This window comes from Desulfitobacterium elongatum, from assembly GCF_055378975.1.
In genome coordinates this window covers 3,345,752-3,365,308 of sequence record NZ_AP038772.1, presented here as the reverse complement: position 1 = coordinate 3,365,308, position 19,557 = coordinate 3,345,752, and the positions used below count along the sequence as shown (strand labels likewise).

At 47.6% G+C, this 19,557-nt stretch carries 17 protein-coding genes; 15 read left to right on the top strand and 2 right to left on the bottom strand.

What is annotated here, in order from left to right:
- Positions 1-19 precede the first annotated feature (19 nt).
- From ACZ42W_RS15910 to ACZ42W_RS15840, 15 genes are all read left to right on the top strand, one after another.
- Entirely contained in the window at positions 20-2,068 is a 2,049-nt protein-coding gene (locus tag ACZ42W_RS15910) for an oxidoreductase (RefSeq protein WP_464166260.1), read from the top strand.
- A gap of 197 nt (positions 2,069-2,265) precedes the next feature.
- On the top strand, positions 2,266-3,273 hold the full coding sequence (locus ACZ42W_RS15905; protein WP_464166259.1) for a zinc-dependent alcohol dehydrogenase: 1,008 nt from the start codon (positions 2,266-2,268) through the stop codon (positions 3,271-3,273).
- A gap of 637 nt (positions 3,274-3,910) precedes the next feature.
- Positions 3,911-4,138 (top strand): zinc-ribbon domain-containing protein, encoded by a 228-nt coding sequence (locus ACZ42W_RS15900; protein WP_464166258.1) that lies wholly within the window; start codon positions 3,911-3,913, stop codon positions 4,136-4,138.
- A gap of 145 nt (positions 4,139-4,283) precedes the next feature.
- On the top strand, positions 4,284-5,744 hold the full coding sequence (locus tag ACZ42W_RS15895; protein WP_464166257.1) for an MFS transporter: 1,461 nt from the start codon (positions 4,284-4,286) through the stop codon (positions 5,742-5,744).
- A gap of 22 nt (positions 5,745-5,766) precedes the next feature.
- The gene (locus ACZ42W_RS15890; RefSeq protein WP_464166256.1) at positions 5,767-6,279 is read left to right on the top strand and encodes a VOC family protein; all 513 of its coding nucleotides are present in this window, start codon (positions 5,767-5,769) and stop codon (positions 6,277-6,279) included.
- Positions 6,280-6,332: 53 nt separating this feature from the next.
- Positions 6,333-7,331: a zinc-dependent alcohol dehydrogenase gene (locus ACZ42W_RS15885; protein WP_464166255.1), complete on the top strand. Its 999-nt coding sequence runs from the start codon at positions 6,333-6,335 to the stop codon at positions 7,329-7,331.
- 92 nt (positions 7,332-7,423) lie between these two features.
- Positions 7,424-10,051, top strand: coding sequence for a molybdopterin-dependent oxidoreductase (locus ACZ42W_RS15880; protein ID WP_464166254.1), 2,628 nt, complete (start codon positions 7,424-7,426; stop codon positions 10,049-10,051).
- Positions 10,048-10,845, top strand: a complete 798-nt coding sequence (locus ACZ42W_RS15875; protein ID WP_464166253.1) for a 4Fe-4S dicluster domain-containing protein — start codon at positions 10,048-10,050, stop codon at positions 10,843-10,845. The genes ACZ42W_RS15880 and ACZ42W_RS15875 overlap by 4 nt, the downstream gene beginning before the upstream one ends.
- 88 nt (positions 10,846-10,933) lie before the next feature.
- On the top strand, positions 10,934-11,806 hold the full coding sequence (locus ACZ42W_RS15870; RefSeq protein ID WP_464166252.1) for an SDR family NAD(P)-dependent oxidoreductase: 873 nt from the start codon (positions 10,934-10,936) through the stop codon (positions 11,804-11,806).
- A gap of 100 nt (positions 11,807-11,906) precedes the next feature.
- Entirely contained in the window at positions 11,907-12,662 is a 756-nt protein-coding gene (locus ACZ42W_RS15865; protein ID WP_464166251.1) for an SDR family NAD(P)-dependent oxidoreductase, read from the top strand.
- 160 nt (positions 12,663-12,822) lie between these two features.
- Positions 12,823-14,004 carry a sigma-54 interaction domain-containing protein gene (locus tag ACZ42W_RS15860; protein ID WP_464166250.1) on the top strand — a complete coding sequence of 394 codons (1,182 nt, stop codon included), beginning with the start codon at positions 12,823-12,825 and terminating at the stop codon, positions 14,002-14,004.
- Positions 14,005-14,480: 476 nt separating this feature from the next.
- Positions 14,481-14,882, top strand: coding sequence for a hypothetical protein (locus tag ACZ42W_RS15855; protein WP_464166249.1), 402 nt, complete (start codon positions 14,481-14,483; stop codon positions 14,880-14,882).
- A 105-nt stretch (positions 14,883-14,987) separates the two neighbouring features.
- Entirely contained in the window at positions 14,988-15,887 is a 900-nt protein-coding gene (locus tag ACZ42W_RS15850) for a VOC family protein (protein WP_464166248.1), read from the top strand.
- Between the two features lie 175 nt (positions 15,888-16,062).
- Complete coding sequence (locus ACZ42W_RS15845) at positions 16,063-16,473, top strand: DUF1801 domain-containing protein (protein WP_464166247.1); 411 nt, start codon at positions 16,063-16,065, stop codon at positions 16,471-16,473.
- A gap of 69 nt (positions 16,474-16,542) precedes the next feature.
- Positions 16,543-16,914: an iron chaperone gene (locus tag ACZ42W_RS15840; RefSeq protein ID WP_464166246.1), complete on the top strand. Its 372-nt coding sequence runs from the start codon at positions 16,543-16,545 to the stop codon at positions 16,912-16,914.
- 52 nt (positions 16,915-16,966) lie between these two features.
- Here ACZ42W_RS15840 and ACZ42W_RS15835 read toward each other — a convergent pair whose 3' ends face one another.
- Together ACZ42W_RS15835 and ACZ42W_RS15830 are read right to left on the bottom strand one after the other, a co-directional pair.
- A complete protein-coding gene (locus ACZ42W_RS15835; protein WP_464166245.1) occupies positions 16,967-18,415 on the bottom strand; it encodes a vWA domain-containing protein in 1,449 nt (482 codons plus the stop codon).
- Between the two features lie 5 nt (positions 18,416-18,420).
- The gene (locus ACZ42W_RS15830) at positions 18,421-19,545 is read right to left on the bottom strand and encodes an ATP-binding protein (protein ID WP_464166244.1); all 1,125 of its coding nucleotides are present in this window, start codon (positions 19,543-19,545) and stop codon (positions 18,421-18,423) included.
- Positions 19,546-19,557 lie beyond the last annotated feature (12 nt).

The following is a 19,557-nucleotide window of genomic DNA, read 5'->3' as shown; positions in this document are numbered from 1 at the left end:
ATTTTGAGGAGATGATTATGTGAACCCGGAAAATTTGGAAATCCTTAAACCGATAAAAATCAAGAGCATGACGCTGAAAAACAGGCTGGCCAACGCCCCCTTCGGCAGCATCCCGGCAGCCGACGGCGACGGCTTTGTTAGTGAACTGTCCGTCAAAAATTGCCGTACGCTCATCGAGAGCAATATCAGCATGTTGATGTTCGGACCGTCCCGTGCTGTTCCTGAGCCCACTAAATTCGTCGGTTCAATTGACCAGAGAACTAAAAGACCGGTCGGCGTAGCCAGTCTGGAAACCGACGAGCATATTGCCAGCTGGAAAGTACTTGTGGATTTTGCCCACGAGCGTGGTGTTATGCTGGGAACCCAGTTGGGGGAGTGGGGCCCTCAGGGACTTAACCAGATGTCCGATCTCACGGAAGACAATAAAAAATACAAATTTTACAGTCTGGGCAAGACGGATGAAATGCCTGATACCCACACCATGACGGTCGAGGGTCTCGATAAACTGGTAGAATACGTAGCGCAGGCTGCCCGTAGGGCCAAAGAAGCCGGACTGGACTGCGTAGAGCTTCATTCCGCCCACAGCACCGGACTATTGTACGCCTGCGCGCTTGATCCGTTCTTCAATAACCGTGACGATGAGTACGGTGGCGACCTGGACCGCAGATTCGAGCTGCACCGGCGCACCATAAAGCGCATGCGCGAATTGGTCGGCGATGATTACCCGATCTTAATCCGGATCAACGGTGATGACCTCAAGGGCGAACTCGGCAACACAATTGAGGATGTTTGCAAATATATCGTTCCCCAGATCGAAGCGGCAGGCTTTGACGGCATCGACATCTCCCAGGGCGGCCCGATGTACACGACGCAGGGGCCGCTGCCTCCCATGTATTATCCGCGCGGCGTCTGGCTGCATCTGGCCAAGGCCGTCAAACAGGTTACAAAACTTCCTGTTATTGGCGCCGGACGCATAACAAATATTGAAATGGCCGAAAAGGCTCTGCGTGACGGATGCTGCGACATCATTTACATGGGCCGTCAGATCTTTGCCGACCAAAATACATTGGAGAATTTCCTCGCCGGCAAAAAGGAATATAAAGCGACCCGTCAGTGCATCTCCTGCCTCAAACCCGGCTGCATCGACTGCAGTGTTAACTACGATCGCTTCGGCGCGATGATCCCCGGCTTCGCCCTTCCTCCTCTTGAAAAGGCTGCCGATCCGAAGAAGATCCTGATTATAGGCGGCGGCGTCGCCGGTATGGAAGCAGCCCGCGTCGCCAAACTCAAGGGACATGACGTGACGATTTGGGAGAAGGAAGGCGTCCTGGGCGGCACAGTTGCCACCCTTGCCACCACGCCGCTGACGTCCGAGTTCCAGAATATCGTGGACTATCATGTTGGCCAGCTGGCAGAGCTGGAAGTGAACGTCCGCTGCTGCTATGAAGCGACCGTAGAGAGAGTCAAAGCGTTTGCGCCCGACGTATGCCTACTCGCTACCGGGGCAGATCTGGTTTTGCCCGATAACCTCAAGGACGGCATGATGGTCATGACCCACCTGGAGGCCATGAAGCGCAAACGCGAGTTCCGCAGCCTGTCCCAGTGGAGAAAGAAAGTCCTCATCTACGGATTTCCGGCCGCAGAATTCGCCATCGACCTGGCGGAAGCCGGGGCGGACGTTACCCTGATGGGGCCCGGCGGCGATTTTGCCATTGCAGCCGAAGGCTACATCACCCGGGAGCGCAAGTTCTTCCTGCGCCGCAAGCTGACGGACATCAATTATATCCGCCGCAGTGAAGAAGCCTACCGCGTCCAAAATCCTCAGGTGATTCAGCATGCTAAGCTGGAAGGCGTCAGCAACGAAGGCGTCCGTTATTACCACAACGGCATTCACAAGACCATGCCCTATGACGTGTTGATCTATTCCGGCGCCAGGAGGAAAAACGACGAGCTGTTTGACGCACTCCAGGAGGTCGTCCCCGTCGTCAACAAGATCGGTGATTGCAACAAGATCGGCAACATCACCGAAGCAATCAAGCAAGCCAACGAAATTGTAAGAGGTCTATAAGCGTTTGAACGGCAGAGACTTTGCTAATAGTCTGTCTTCATCTTGGTTCAGGGCGGCGGTCGGCAGTTTTTACTGTTGGCCGCGGCCGATATAAATTCGCGTATAACCGAGCGTCTAAGATATTGTTTTGCCTTTCATTCATTATTGTTAACTAATACTTAGAGACAATTTTTTTTTTATGAAAGGGTGGGTAAGTTATGAATTATCGTGCCGGTGTTTATGGCGGGCAAGGAAGTGTTTATATTGAAGAACGTGAATTACCACCTTGCGGCCCCAAGGATATTATTGTGAAGAACATTTATACAGGAATTTGCGGCAGTGACATCGACATATTTAAACATGGTCCGGGAGCCCATTTTTATAAACCAGGTCATGAATTCGGCCATGAGATGGTAAGCATAATCGTAGAGGTTGGTTTGGAAGTAAAGGATTTGCGTGTTGGCCAGCGCGTATATCCGTTTGGCGTGTTCGCAAAATCCAGGAGTATCGGAGGTATTTCCGGTTTTTCTGAATATATGCATCTGCCGGAGGCAAAAGCCGGATACGGGATAATCTCAGTCCCGGATGAAATAGGGGATAAGGTAGCTGCACTGATTGAACCGTTCCAAATTGGCACGAAGGCGGCTAGATTGGGTGAGCCAAAAGAAGGGAAAGGCGCTGTTGTGTTTGGGGCGGGTATCATTGGGATAACTGCTGCTTTTGCGTTAAAAGAGATGGGTTGTAAAGAAGTCATGGTCTGTGATATTGTAGATAACCGGCTTGTAGTTGCCAAAGACTTTGGCTTTGCTGTGTGCAACACAGCAAGCGAAGATCTCCGTGAGAAGGGCAAACAGGTATTCGGCGAAAATAAAATGGCAGGTAAGGACGCATTTAATGCCGATATTTGGATCGATGCGACAGGTGTAAAGGCTGTACCGGAAACTTTCCAAAAAGTTGCTAAATTTGGAGCAGTTCTGGTCGTCGTCGGCGTCCATGGAGAGCCAAGACCGATTGATTTAAAGCTGATTACCTACAGCCAGCACCGGATTCAAGGCAGCGCCGGTTATGACCATGTCGATCTTCCTATAATCTTTCAAATACTAAAAAAATATAATCAAAAACTGGAACGTTTAATAACCCATGAATACTGTCACGCTGATTTACAGGAAGCAATTACTAAAGCGTGTAAATCCGATGAAGCTATGAAAGTAGTGATCAAGTTTTAGCCCTACTATTGAACCACCTAACGCATAGGATCACTTATTGGTTTATTGAGCATTGAGATCACCAACGAGTTATAAGGAGCCTGTATAGCATAGCGTACCAGGTGCCTAGACTCGCGTGAGGCAGGATTTTGGCATAAGTGCTCAGGCGAGCACGCTTGATCGCTGCGTGTGCCTATTGGGTAAACCCCTCCGCTGGAACGTTAAAAATTATTATAAGTAATAACCTGACTTTTGCAGTAAAATAGACGTAATAAGCCGCCGAGCCCTCAGATAGAGAGATTTCGGCGGCTTTTTGCGTTATAAAACTTGTTGTAGAAAACTAGGGGGGTCGCCGCGCCTCCGGCGCGCAGAAGAAGAAAGCAAGCGGCGGACAAAATTAGGGTAACACAAAATTAGGGTAACATTTTTACCCATTTGTTTCCAACGTAGCGCTATTACTAAAATATTGTAACAATATTGACGACAAAGGGGTCCATTTTGAGAATTGAAACCCCTCAGCTGGCTTGTTAAAGTTATTACAAACAATAATGTTCGCCGGAATTTGGCAGCGTCCCCGGCGAGCGAACGAAAGGGGTGAATCGTCAAAAGCCAACGACAATGAAAAATCAGGATATCTTGAAAAGAGGTGAGTTTGCTTATGTGCTTTCGTCCTCCTACTGTTGCCAAACCGAATAGATGCGCCTGCGGAATACTGAACCCACCAAATGCCGAAAAATGCCGCAAGTGCGGCGCCCCGCTCGCAGCTGAGACCGAGACCTTCATATGTCCTCGCTGCGGCACTCAGAATCCGGTGACGGCAACGGCTTGCAAGAATTGCGGCATGACTGCGGAGGAAGCCGCGGCCTACAAGAGCCCGAACGAGTGATCCAACCATTGAAGGAAATGCTCATTCCACGGTTAAGCTGAATGTCAATATCATATTCAGAAAAATGCGATTCGGGAGGAAGTGTTGAATGCCCGCAAAATTAGTTTTCCTCATCTAGTTTTTTTACCTAGAAAGGAGAATGAAAATGAGCAATCCTTTTCAAACGGCGCCGAACTCGAAGAAAATCATGACTCTGGCCGGTATTTATATCGCTCTCCTGGGCCAGATCTTCGTTTCCGCTGGCCTCTCTGTGATCCTGCCGGCAGCGGCAAAGGACATCGGCGGTGAGACGCTCTATCCACTCGCCTCGACCATCAGCGGTCTAATCAGCATTGCCGCCATGCCGCTCTTCGGTTACTACGGCGCCAAGAACCCGGCGATCAAGCGCGTCCTGATTGCGCTCAGTGTCTTCACTGGTGCCTTGGTGTCATTTGGTCGCGCCATCGCGCCGAGCATGGAATTCATTGTCTTCGTCAGCATCTTCTGGGGTCTGGTCAGCGCCGGCATCTATGTCCTCGGTTTCTCGCTTATCCGTGACATGTACGAGACGGAGAAAGCCGGCTTCTATCTCGGCTTGACGGGCACGATGATGAGCGTGTCCATGCTTATCGGTCCGACGCTAACTGGCATCCTGATCCAGACCATCAGTTGGCGCGCCGCCTGCCATGTGGTTTGGCCGATACTGACACTAGCCGCATTCCTAATTTATTTCGGGGTTAACGTCACCAAGGAGGAAGCGGCGCCTTTGGCCGTGCCCTCAATGAAACAGGTTGACTTGGTCGGCGCCCTCGGTTTTGTTCTCTTTCTCGGCGGTATCATCCTGTCGCTCTCACTGGGACCGAAGTCCAGCCGTCCCTCCGCAATTGTGATGCCCTTCGGCAGCCTGGGCAATAATCTCATGATCGTCTTGGCAATCGTCGGCCTCGTCATCCTGATCGCGATGGTCAAAAAGAAAGGGAACGATGCCATCCTGCCGGCAAGGGTACTGAAAGATCGCAACACACTCTGCCTCACCCTGATCAATTTATTTACGAATTTTTCTAATATGGCCGTATTTTTCTTTATTCCCACCTATGTCATTTACGTCATGCAGAAGGAGGCGATCTGGGGTGGTATGGCCACCTCGGTTTACAGTGTGCTCGGGCTTTTCCTGGCGCCGGTCTTCGGACGTATGATCGCAAAAGCCCGCAACGCCCGTACGGCGCTGACTATGGGGCTATCCGTCCGCATTGTCATCACGCTGGTTCTAATCTTTGTCCTCACGCCGACGACCTCCTTAGTCACCCTTTATATCATCATGCTCATCACCGGCTTCTATGGCGCCCAGAACTCCGCTTTCGTCTCGACGGCGCCTCAGGTGCAGTTGGCACCGCAGATTCGCGTCCAGGGCAACGCAGTGTTCCAGTTGGCGCAAAACCTGGGTAGCGGTGTCGGCATGGCGGTCTATACGATGATTATCGGTATGAAAGGTCCCGCCAACGGGCTGCCTCTGGCCTTTATGATCGCGGTAGGCACTGCCGTCGTCGCCCTCGTCATCACCCAGTTCCTGGTACCGCTGAAAGAAACGGTTCAGACGCCGCAGAAAGAAACGACTGCAAGCGTCTAATGATCAAAGAAAGGAGATCATCATGGAAACGATTTTCAACAAATATGCCACCAATCAGATTTCCTACTACGTGGAGAACCTCGAAGAAGCAGCCAGGGCGCATTCGGCGCTCTTCGGCTCAGGACCTTTCTTCTATATGGACCCGATGACCAATAAAGATGTGAACTATCGCGGCCAGAAAATCGATGTGACCCTACAGACCGCTTTCGGCCAGTTCGGCGGCCTGCAGATCGAGCTTGTTCAGGTATTGAGTGAACCCAATCCTTACGCCGAGTTAGGACACTACGGCTTCCATCATTTTTCCAACTGGGTGGAAGACTTCGAAGGCGCTCTGCGGGAGTTCGCCAACGCCGGTTTTAAGCCGTTGTTCACAATGCAGTCGGGCGGTGGCCTTAAGGTAGCTTATATCGACTGCAAGGCGAAATGGGGGCATTACGTGGAGATTCACGCGCCCAGTGTCAAACCCTTCTGGGAGATGATCCAGAAGGCGTCGCTGGACTGGGATGGCAAAGACGTCTGGCGCAAGCTGGGCTGATCACGTCCACAGATCAGCAGTTCAATGGTAATCAACGAAAGGAGTTGTAAACCATGGCTACCATGAGAGCAGGGATTTATAAAGGTAAGTTGCAGGCGGAGGTCGTGGATATCCCAAAGCCTGAAGTCGGGCCGAATGACGTCCTGGTAAAGACCGTCCGTTCGTCGATCTGCGGGTCGGACGTAAATGGAGTCGGCGTACAGGAGGGTGTACAGTTCGGGCATGAGACCGCCGGTTACGTGGCCGAGATCGGCAAGGCGGTAAAGGAATTCAAGGAGGGCGATCGCGTTTGGATCAACCCCATGAATGCCATGCCGAAGTACTATACATGTATGCTCGGCGGCTTTTCCGAGTACATCCGTGTGCCGGACGCGAAGCTGGATCACAGCCTCTTCTTGTTGCCCGACTCGATCTCCTGGGATGAGGCATCACTCATTGAACCGTTTGGGGTCGGCACCCGCGGCAAGAATAGACCAGGAGCCAAGCCGGGTGACCATGTGGTGGTTTACGGCGCGGGCTCTATCGGCCTGTTCTGTATCAGCGGGCTCGTCGCCCAGGGCATCATACCTGTCGTCATCGATATTGCCCTCAGCGACTATAAGAGAGCGTTGCTGGAGAAGATTGGCGCGGTTATCTGCCCCCTCGAGGGGGATAAGTTCGAGTTTTTGAAGGGACACTTCGGCGAGCTGCCGCAACGCCAGAGTGGCACGGCAATAGACGTCGATATCGTTGTTGATTGCGCGGGAGTGCCCAACATCATTGACGACTTCTGTAAGCTTCTGAAGCCGAATTCCCGGCTCTCGATCGTCGGTGTGAACCGCCACCCGCAGGAAGTGAACCTGAATCGGATGATGAGCTCTGAGATCGCCATTCTGGGGTCCAGCGGCTATGACCTTTCGGATATCAAGGAAGTCATCGATAACGTGACCAATAAGCGGACTTTTGTCAACGACATCATCACACACCACTTTCCTCTTGAACAGCTGAATGAAGCCCTGAACACGGCCGCCGACCGTGAGAAATCCATCAAGATCGTCGTGGACATGGAGTAAACAATATGACTATTTGAAAGGGGGTGATTAACACAGAGCTCGAAGGAAAGCAAGAAAAAAACCGACTGTATAATCAGAGAGAGGAGACCTTTATGAGTGAATCAAACGAGACAACCATCATACGGGGAATCGCGTCGGGCGGTACCGGTGGCGATCCCGTGGCGGTAGATTCCAAGGACGGCAAGATCGTGCGCATCCGGCCGATGCGTTGGGATGACAAGTACACCCTGGAGGAGTTGGAGCCGAGTATGTGGGAGCTTGAGGTGCAGGGCAAGACCCTCAGACCTTCTATCAAAACCGCTCCCCCGTATATGTCGCTGGCCTATAAGAACCGTGTCTATTCCAAAAATCGCGTGAAGTATCCGCTGAAGCGCGTGGACTGGGAGCCGGGCGGCGACCCGGCAAAGATCAATGCCCAGAACCGCGGCAAGAGTAAGTACAAACGGATCTCTTGGGAAGAGGCGTTTGACATCATGGAATCGGAGATCAAACGTGTCATGGCTAAGTACGGCAAGTACGCGGTGCTCACCATCGGCGAGGACGGACACAAAGAGTCCAAGAACATCCACGCCGCCGGCGGCATGCACTCGACTGTAATGCACCTCATCGGTGGCTACACCCGGGAAACCAGGACGCCGGACAGCGTCGAGGGCTATTATTGGGGCGCCAAGCATGTCTGGGGCTCAGGCTCCAACAGGGGTTTGGGCATGATCGCCCCGCCACAGACGAACTACAACTCCTGGAATGTAGCGAAGGACATCACCGAGAACACAGAGCTCATAGCCTTTCACGCCGGCGACCTGGAACTGACGCAGACCTATGCCAGCCAGTTTTGGAGCCAGCTCATTAAGTTCTGGGAAGATCTGGGCAAGGAATTCGTAATCATTGACCCATTCTGCAACTATACTGCCGTTGCCCACGACAGTATGAAATGGATCCCCATCCTGCCCAACACCGACGCGGCACTGGACTTCGCGATCATGTATGTTTGGATTCAGGAAGGCCTTTATAAAAAGGACTATGTGGAGACACACAGTGTCGGCTTCGACAAAGTAAAAGCCTATATTCTGGGCGATGAGGACGGCATTCCCAAGACTCCGGAGTGGGCTTCGCCAATTACCGGCGTGCCAGAATGGACGATCAAGGCCTTGGCCCGCGAATGGGGCACAAAGGTGACAGCCCTCGTGCACTTCTCCAGCGGCACCGTCAAAGGTCCATACTCCCATGAAGCCGGCAGGACGGAAGCCTACAAGTTGGCCATGCAGGGTCTCGGCGCCCCGGGCGTGCAGCAGTTCTTCATGAATGGCTCGGATATGAGCCGACACTCGATATCGCCGTCAACCACTATGCCCTTCATTATGGGGACCAAGGCTCGTCAGTTCTATCCCAACCCTCAGTCGATTCCCCGCACTATGGTGGCCAAGGCCATCCAAGAGGGCGAGGCTAAATGGTGGGGCAGCCCACAGATCGTCTATGTGACAACGGATGATCAGTTCAAAGAATACAATTATCCGGCCCCTGCCGATCAGGGCGGTAGCGAGTTCCACATGCTCTGGTCCGAGAAACCCTGCAACATGGGCTGCTGGAACGGCGGCTTCAACTACCAGGAGTCACTGCGTAGCGACAAGGTGGAGTTCTTCGTCACCAACCACCAATGGATAGAGAACGACAGCCTGTTCGCCGACCTGATCCTGCCGGTCACGACCTGCCTGGAGGAGGATGATATCGGCGGCGCCAGCCAAATCGTCGCCCTTAAGCACGCGGGCTACCAGAATCGAGCCCTCGACCCGGTGGGCGAGTCCATGAGCGACTACCAAATCGCCGTGGAGCTGGCCAAACGCTTTGGTGTCGACGAGTATATCACTTTGGGCATGGACATTGATGAAGCCCGCGAGTACTACTTCAATGAGTCCAAGGTGAAAGACGAGATCAGTTTTGAAGAATTCAAGGAAAAGGGCTACTACATCCCCAAGATCTCCCCGACCTGGAAAGACGACCCTCCCGGCATGAGGCAGTTCTATGAAGATCCGGAGAAATACCCCCTCGACACGCCCACCGGCAAGCTGGAATTCTATTCCGAAGCCCTGGCCACCAATTTCCCGGATGACAAGGAGCGCCAGCCTATCGCCAAATGGATTATCGGTGGTCCGGCCTCCGAGGGCTGGACCCATGATGAGACCCAGTCCGGCGAAAAAGCCAAAACGTACCCGCTGCTCCTAACCGCGAACCCCGGGCGCTGGAGAGTCCACGTCCAGGGCGACGACATCGTCTGGTTCCGCGAGATCGAGACCTGCAAGGTCAAAGGGCACGACGGCTATCTCTACGAGCCTGCGTGGATTAGCCCCGAGGACGCGGAGTCGCGTGGTATCAAGAACGGCGACATCGTTAAACTGACCAACGACCAGGGTACGATTTTGGTAGGTGCCAAAGTCTCCCAGCGCGTCATCAAGGGCGCGGTAATCGTGAACAAAGGCTCAAGGGTTGACCCTATCGCCCCTCACATTGACCGCGGCGGGTCCACGAACCTCATCAGCCCGCCCAGGGCAATCTCCGAGCACTGCATGGGCTTCCCGGTCACCGGCTACCTGGTGGAAGCCGCGAAGCTCAGCCAGATTGAGTATGATGGATGGAAGCAGAAGTACCCAGAATCCTTCGCCAGGGACTACGACCCGGCTGTGGGTATCAATTACAGTTCGTGGGTGGAAGGAGGAGCAGAATGAAAGTATTTGTAATAGACATCAACAAATGTGTGGGCTGCCACGGCTGCCAGGTCGGTTGCAAAGACGAACACTGCGGCAACGACTGGTCGCCCTTCGCCAAGCCGCAGCCTGAGACCGGCCAGTTCTGGATCAAGGTCAACCAGTACGAGCGCGGCGCCAAACCCCATGTCAAGGTAACCTACTTCCCTGTACTCTGCCAGCACTGCGACGATGCCCCCTGCATCAGAGTGGCGCCGGACGCGGTCAACAAGCGCGATGACGGCTTGGTCGTCATCGACCCGGTAAAGGCCAAGGGCAACCAGAATCTCGCAGACGCCTGTCCCTACGGCGTCATCTATTGGAACGAGCAGGAGCAGTTAGCGCAGAAGTGCACAGGCTGCGCTCACCTGCTCGATGGTGACCACCCGATCAGCGTGCCGAGATGCTCTGATAATTGCCAGGTTGGCGCCATCCTTTTCGGGGAGGAGTCGGAACTGGATCTCGAAGGAACTGAAATCCTCCATCCAGAGTATGGCACGAAGCCCCGCGTCTATTATCGCGGTCTGCCCAGGAAGTTCGTGGCCGGAACGGTCTACGACCCTAAGAAGAAAGAAGTCATCATCGGAGCAGCGGTCACGCTCAAGGGCGACGCTGGCGACTTCAGCGCCACGACGAACAATTACGGCGATTTCTGGCTGCGCGGCCTGCCGGACGCTGACTTTAAGCTGACCATTGAGAAAGACGGCAAGTCCAAGGTTCTGGATGTCAGTACCAAGGAGAAAGACATTGGCCTGGGGGACATTCCCCTGGCGTAGACTCACAAAGAAATGACTTACAACGAATCCCGGCCTATTAAGCGGTCGGGATTCGTTATAAAGTGCTTATAAACGGAGGTGGTTATAAATGGGTAATGATATCTACGTTGTCATCGGCGGAGCAAAAGTTGGAGGCATTGGAATTGCCGTATCAGAGCAATTGTCCCAAAGCGGCAAGGTTGTTATGACCGGAACAAACCAGAAAGAGGTCGACGATGGAATCGCTTATATGAAATCCAAAAATATCGACACAATGGCTTTGGTCTGCGACGTCTTAAAGGAAGATGAGATCAACCAACTGGTGAAGGCATCTACTTCGGCTGGTAAGATCAAAGGGCTTGTTGCGGTAACAGGACTGACACCGTCCTGCGGAAACTGGAGGTTAATTGTGGATGTCGGTTTATTAGGTGTGAACAGCCTCGTGAAAGCGTTTGCTCCGGTCATGCAGGCGGGCTCATCCATCGTGCTTTTCGGTTCTTCATCTCCATACATGCTGAAGAAGGAAATGCTCGATCACATCGATGATATATTATACGCATCAGATACCGACCCGGATTTTATAAAAAAGATTACACCGTTTATTATGTCTGCCGGAGAGCCAATGGCCTGTAATCTGGCTTACCCGATAGCCAAAAGAGGTATTCACTTAATGACACGGAAGTTTGCCGTTCAATTAGGTGAAGAAAAGGGAATCAGAGTGAATTGCATATCACCCGGAATAGCAGATACGTTAGGCAGTAGGGTTGAATATGAAGCATCAATGAAAACGGAAGCAAAGAGAATGGCTAATATGGTAAATGTTTATACGCCTCTCAAGAGGATGGGAGATGTTATGGAAATGGCAACCGTCATTGAATTTCTGTTGAGCGATAAAGCTTCCTTTGTCTCAGGAATCGATGTCACAATTGACGGCGGAAACATTGCATATATGAGGATGAATAAGCTGGTTGACCAAAGATAATCTGCATATTTGATTAAAAACTCCAAATGCCGATATGGGAAAAAGCAGAGGGGCCCTTCTGCTTTCCATTATAAAGTGCTTAAAACAAGGAGGAGTCAACATGACAGGACGGCTCGCGGGTAAAACCGCAATCATCACCGGCGCCGGCAACGGCATGGGGCAGGCTGCGACAAAGCTCTTCGCTGAGGAAGGCGCTAAGGTACTCGCTGTGGACATTGCGGCCGATGCCTTGGCTCAGTGGCAGGGTACGGAAAACGTTCTTCCTTTCCCTGCCGATCTGACGCAAGCGGAAGACATTGAGCGCATCTTCGCCGCGGCGGAAACAGAATACGGCAAACTGGACGCCCTGTGCAACATCGCCGGCATCAACGATCTCAGCTACACACTGGAAGACACCGACGACGCACGTTGGGACCGAGTCTTCGATCTGGACCTGAAAGCCCCGTTCCGCCTCATCCGACGGGCAATCCCCTTCATGGTCAAGGGCAGAGGCGGTTCTATCGTCAATATCGGCTCTTACGCGGCACTGCGCGGCAACCATGGACCCAGCTACACAGCGGCCAAGGCCGGACTCGCCGGTCTGACCCGCAGCATCGCGTTCGCCTACGGCAACCAGGGCATACGCTGCAACATCATCCACCCCGGCGGCATGAAGACCGAGATCGGCTTGCACTCGGGCGGCCAGTACCATCCCGAAGGCTCGGCGCGCCTGTCCAAGCTGATCCGGGCTATGCCTTTCTTCTGTTACGGCGACCCGATTGAGGTCGCTTATGCCTGCCTGTTCCTTTGCGGCGATGAGTCCAAGCTGATCAACGGCGCCGAGCTTTCAGTGGACGCTGGCATGAGTGCCTGCTAGATAAGTCTAGATATGGTCACATTTAGTCCATTATAAGGATATTATCGTAAATGTCCCATGCCCATAGATCTCTTCTTTCTTGGGCATGGGTGATTTTTTAAAGATGACGACGAAATAAACAAATAAGCACGATGGCTCTTAATTCAGGAGGTGATATACAATGTGCTTTCGCCCTGCGACTACTGCTAAAATAAAAGTCTGCCCAAGCTGTGGCAGTGTAAATCAGCCAATACGGACATCCTGTCTAAAATGCAATACCGAATTGGAATCAGAAGAGGTTTATAATTTTATAAATCTACCGTCTTATATCGATGATGTTAAAGATAATACTAATATTAACCATTTAGAAGAGAATATTAAAACCGGGCTGAAAACCGGCTATCATTTCAGCAGTATCATTGGTGAGAGCAACTCGATGGCTCAAGCCCTAAAGCTTGCTCGACGTTTTGCTGAGTCGTCAGCAAATATTCTATTGATCGGTGAAAGTGGTACGGGAAAAGAACTTTTTGCTCAGGCTATTCATAATCTTAGCCGCCTAACAGAGCCATTTATGGTCCTGAATTGTGCAGCAATTCCTAAAAATCTAATTGAAAGTGAACTATTCGGGTATGACGGCGGTGCTTTTACAGGAGCAAAAAAGAGTGGCAGCCAAGGTAAAATTGAGTTAGCCGAAGGAGGTACCCTTTTTCTGGATGAAATCGGCGATATGCCGCTGGAAACACAAGCCGTACTCTTAAGGGTACTGGAAAATAAACAAGTCATGAGGGTTGGGGGACAAAAGTACAGGCCTGTAGATTTCAGGCTAATAGCTGCAACGAATAAAGATCTTCAACTTATGGTTAACGATGGATTATTTAGATTAGATTTATATTATCGTCTTTCAGTTCTAACAGTGAATATTCCTCCTTTACGTCAAAGGGAGAGAGATATTATCACTTTGGCTAAGTTTTTCTTAAAGAAACACTGTGGTGATGGTAAAATAATACCCAATATAGTCAAAGATACGCAGCTGATATTAATGGAATATCATTGGCCGGGTAATGTTCGGCAATTGGAAAATGCGATGATTTATGCTCTACATGTTTGCGATAATGATATAATTCTGCCGGAACATTTGCCGGATGAAATTGTTAAAAGAAATATTGTTCAACACGCGGAAGCAAGCCAGTCTTTTTTAAAATTGAATCGGCAACATACGGTTGAATCAATACAAGAAGTTGAAGAAAACGCTATAAAAAACACCTTATCCGAAACCGGCAACAATATAGCCCTAACGGCAGACTTACTTGGTATCAGTAAATCTACTCTTTACAGAAAAGCAAAAAAGCTCGGTATAAAATAAAGAGCATTTTACCAGGATTAAATATCTTGATGGGGAATTTTTTAGTCAAACATGGAGTAGCAAAGCAAAAGGGCAAAAATTAATTACCGCATCCATACAGATGTGATTAAGGAAAACCAGATCCCGCCCTTCTCACACAACGTCAGATCTACTATGAAATGGAAAAATATTTTCGTTGTGCTATAATGGCTGTGTCTGTTGCAATTACCCTATCTGCTCTTGATGATGCCGCAACACTTATAGAGGTAAATGAAAGCGGATTTGTTGAAAAGGAAGGACTAACGGATTTATTGATAGGTAGTAAGGAAGGCTGGGTTTTTATGCTTACATGCTTTAAGCCTATCTAGAGAACGGGATAAACAGCTTGAAATTAGGATTGATTGTTTGAATAAATCAACTTTATTTCTACTGAAATTACTTGAGCATGTAAATTTATGATCAACAGAATTGTAGATATTTTAAAAGGAGTTGAAAAAATGGATGAAGCTGTTTTAAATAAACTAAAACTGAATAAGCACAATACCATCGCAGTTTTAAATCCCCCTGAAGAGTTTTTGAATGTTCTGGGTAGTTTTAGTGGTACTGTAGATAAGGAAATCAAAAGTGAGTATTCCTACATTCAGATATTCATTTACTCTCAAAAAGAGATTATAGACATGGGTCAGCGTCTAACTAACGCTATTTCAGGAGATGGTCTTTTGTGGATTTGCTATCCAAAAGGAACGTCAAAGAAGTACAGAAAATGCGATTGTAACAGGGATACATTAAGAGAAGTCCTCACTCCTTACGGTTTTGAAGGCGTTTCTCTTATCTCCTTGGACGATGATTGGTCGGCTATGAGAGTAAGAAATTCAGCTTACATTAAAAACCAAAAATAATTGTTTACAGTGGAGTAATTTATTAAAAGGTAGCGTATGTTATTTGAAAATAAAGTGATTATAATCCTAAAAACAAAGTGTTTATGATTGATGAAGGAGGTTCTTATGCAAAAAATTGTTCCTCATTTATGGTATAACAAAGAAGCCAGAGAAGCTGCCTTGTTTTATATCAGTTTATTTGACCAGTCTAGACTATTAAATGTGACAGTTCTAGAAAACACACCTTCAGGTGATTCAGAAATTGTGAGCTTTGAATTGGCAGGGCAACAATTTACGGCAATAAGTGCAGGTCCTTATTTTAGGTTTAATCCGTCAATTTCCTTGATGGTAGCTTGCTCCTCCGTAGAAGAGGTTAATACCAAATGGAAAGCTTTATTAGAAGGTGGATCTGAATTAATGCCACTTGGTGAATACCCCTTTAGTAAGTGGTACGGCTGGGTTCAGGATCGATATGGTTTGTCTTGGCAGTTGATGCTTACTGATAATGGACAAGCTGTTCAAAAGATTATACCAAACCTGCTTTTTTCAAATGAATCATGCGGGAAAGCTGAAGAAGCAGTAGAGTCCTATGCGGAAATATTTGAAGGTTCAGAAATAGGAATAATCAGCAGGTATGGAGAGGGAGAAGCAGTATCGCCAAAGGCAAAGGTGAATTATGCCGCTTTCAAACTTTGCGGTATTGATTTTTCAGCAATGGATAATGCATTTGACGTAGATTTCAGTTTTAATGAGGCATTTTCGCTCATTGTAAACTGTAAAGATCAGAAAGAGATTGATTACTTCTGGGATAGGCTTTCCGCCATACCTGAGGCAGAACAATGCGGATGGATAAAGGACAAATTTGGAGTTTCGTGGCAGATTGTTCCGGAAAATATGGATGAGGTCTTGTCTAAAGGGTCCAGGGATGAAGTGCGAAGAGTTACTGAGGCTTTCTTGAAAATGAAAAAATTTGATTTAGATACCTTGGAAAAAGCACGTTTAGGACGGGCATCTTTTATTGGCTAGCTTTTCGAAATTTTAGGTATAAAAGGCTGATGCCATGCAGTCAAACCAGCATGGCATCAGCCTTTTATACAGACAAAACCTCGTTATGGAAGATGATTTTAATAGCAGGAAAGATGGGAATTGCTGAAAAATAAGTGGTCAAAAATTCAAAAATCTATTGAAGGAGGGTTTCACTATGGAAAAGCAGTCTACGGAAGAAACGAAATCCCCGTCCCAACTAATCGACGAGAGAATTGAGGAACTGGGCGACTGGCGGGGCCAGATGCTCTCAAAAGTGCGGAACCTGATCAGGCAGGTCGACCCGGAGGTAGTTGAGGAGTGGAAGTGGAGGGGGACCCCTGTGTGGTCTCACGACGGGATGATATGTACCGGGGAGACTTACAAGAACGTCGTGAAGATGACTTTCGCTAAGGGAGCATCACTAAAGGACCCCTCACATATTTTCAACTCAAGCCTAGATGGGAACACCAGGAGGGCTATCGACTTCCACGAGGGAGACAAGGTGGACGAGGAGGCGCTTAAGGAGCTAATCCGCGCTGCCGTTACCTTAAACAAGTCCAGCCGCAAGACTTCCCGCAAAGGGTGAGCTTCTCTGTCATAATACTAACTTTTAGTTTTAAGTTAACAGACCAAATTGATTTTAGGAGAGAGCAACATGGAAGTTTTTGCAGAATATTTAGCGCGTATTGATAACCCGCAACATAGGGCCCGAATGGAAGAGGTTTTTGGTTGGGTAACTAAGAAATTTCCAAATTTAATACCAAAAATTGCGTGGAATCAGCCTATGTTTACCGATCACGGCACATTTATTATCGGCTTTAGCGTAGCCAAACATCATTTGGCTGTTGCCCCTGAAAGGGCAGGGATTAATCATTTTTCTGATGAAATTGTACAGGCTGGCTATGATCACAGCAAGGAGTTGGTACGTATCCAGTGGGATAGTCCAGTTGATTTATCATTACTTGAGAAAATGATCGAGTTTAATATTTTGGATAAGGCAGAATGTTCAACTTTTTGGCGGAAATAGAATAAATAAGAATTTAGAGAGGAAATAGCCAGGTATCAAGGGGTTTGGGGCATCAAATATTCATTCTTTCCTGGTCATTCATTGAATATCCATCTCTTTTAACATCACTCATATTTAGTGAATCATCTTTCGTTAAAAAATTCCTAAGTTTTTTAACTGCCCCGTAAGGTTCTTTTATTGAAAGCTTATCTCCTTTCCCAGAAATAACCCATAACGTTTTATACCCCCGGGGTATTGTTAGAAGCTTTTCTTCGCCTTTGCCATCCGTAAAATAGACTAACAAATTAACCTTATTTTGATTGGCATATTCAAAAACCGGGGTAAATCTGGTGCCTCCTCTGATATTAATTCGATCTTTGATGTCCTTTATCGATTTGACGTTATACACACGTCTGATTTCGCTGTCACATTCTACAATCGTAATTTCATGATTATAATTTTTAACAATAGCGAGGACTTCTTTAATGGCTTGATTAAATTCTTGATCACTAATGCTTCCGCTTATATCAAGTGCAACAACAATTTTTGCCTTATGACTCCTAAGTTGTCCTCTTAAATCTAATCTATCGGGCTGTCTTCTATTTCTTCTTGTTATCGTCTTCTTTTTATTACTTTCAACAGCTCCCATCAACCTCTTAAGATAAAGATTCCAAGGCAATTCACCCTTGCTGTTTTTAAGGGATGATATCATGCTATCTAAATAATTTGGAATGCTACCTTTTTGAGCATTATCAACAAACTGCTCAGTAAATTCTTGAAGTGTTTTTTCATCGATATCACTGGAATCTTCCCAAATGTCATGGGCTTTTTCAGGATCATACGCTGTTTCTATAGTTTCGTCTTGATCACTATCATCTGCTTCATCTTTGCTCTCATCGGCCTCATCTGTATCACTTTCATCGGCTGCATCCTGATCTGCTTCCAGTAAGTCCAGGGCAGTTTGGATCTCTTCTAGATAATATTCAAAAGGTTTAAAGGGCAAGAGTTTTAAAGAATAATTTAAATTGACCCATTCTAATGTAACAGCATAGGGGGGCAGATGATCTAAATAGGTATTGACGACGATATTCATGGCCATATTAGTGGCTAATGTGCTGTAGCTACCCTTAAATTCTTTGGCTCTGATTAAATGCATAGATAATATATGGAGTATTTCGTGTTTAATGGTGCTCTCCATTTGCTTTAGATTAAGATTTAAAAAAATGATGGGGTTAAAATAGATAACATATTTAGCCCCTTTAAAATTCACAGCAGTAGGGCTGCTGATGTCAAAGCGTATTTCTCTGGACATTTGAAACAAAAAATAGCCATAGAAATTATCTTTGTCTTCCATAAGGCTCAAATTAACTTGATCGACTAGGCTGAAAAACTCTTCTTTAAACTCTTTGGGGATATCAAGCTTGGAATTTTCATCTTTGCGCTTTGCTTTGAAAAAACTATTGATGATTAGATCTGCTTTTTCATAAAGCCCTTGAACCTGGCTATCAAAAGAAGTTTTCATAGATATCACCTGATTGAACGATAAGATTCAAAATAGGAATCGATAAACGCTTCATTCTCTATGGCGTGTTTGTATACTTCAGGATAACTGTTTTTAATATCCTTCATGAGTCCTATCTTTAAATCTACAGGATATAGTTTCAAAAACTCAATCAGCCTGTCCATATAAAAACTTGAATCATCACGATCATTTAAGATGTTTGCTTCTAAGTTTTTGAGAATATTCTTGGCGGATAGATAAAGCCGGGTATGGCTTTCGTTTTTTACTCTTTCTCTGATCAATTCAGGAAGAGAATTTCCTGAAAAAACATCTTGATAGGATATGAGCGAACGATGATCGGATTCCACAAAGCTCACAAACTCTTCGGCTATTAATCGCCCGACATTTCCTTTGATAACATTAAAAAATACGGATCGAGGTATGGAATCTTTTTTCTCCTTATACATTTTATAACTGCTGGAAATTCTCTCATAGCTTCTTGGGGTTGCTCTTAGATCATCTTCGTTGATCTTATGCAAATAATCGGGGAAGGTGGAGATAAACTCGACAACCTTTTGCTCAATTCCGGCCTCTATGGCCCAATCGATCCACTGATTATAATCAGGTTCCATATATAACCAGACAAATCTATTTTCTTGGGCTTCATCCATATCGACAACTTGGTAATCAAAATCCGAACCATATTTACTTGAAGGATTCATAGCGGCTAATATTTTTACATCTTCAGGTAACTTATAGCCATTGATTTCTCTGTTTAAGATTAAATTCATAAGTTCCTGTTGGACGGTATGTTCACAGCGATTGATCTCGTCTATAAATAAAAGAACGTTTTTTTCCTGAGATATTTCTTCATCAATTTCCCTGAGCTTATGATGAACGGCATATACTGTGGTTTTCTTTTCAACCGGATCGTCTTGATCATTAACTGCATAAGATTCGATCGTTGGCAGACCGCCTATTTCACCTTCTTTAAGGAGATTCCCATTAATAACAATTAAACTCCACTTGTTTTCTTGAGCAATTTCCTTGGCTAACGCTGTTTTTCCGATTCCGCTTTCACCAACGATTAGAGGTACTTCTCCGGTAGATAGTACTAAGTCAACACTTTTTAAGGTATCTGTAAAATTCATTATAGCTCCATC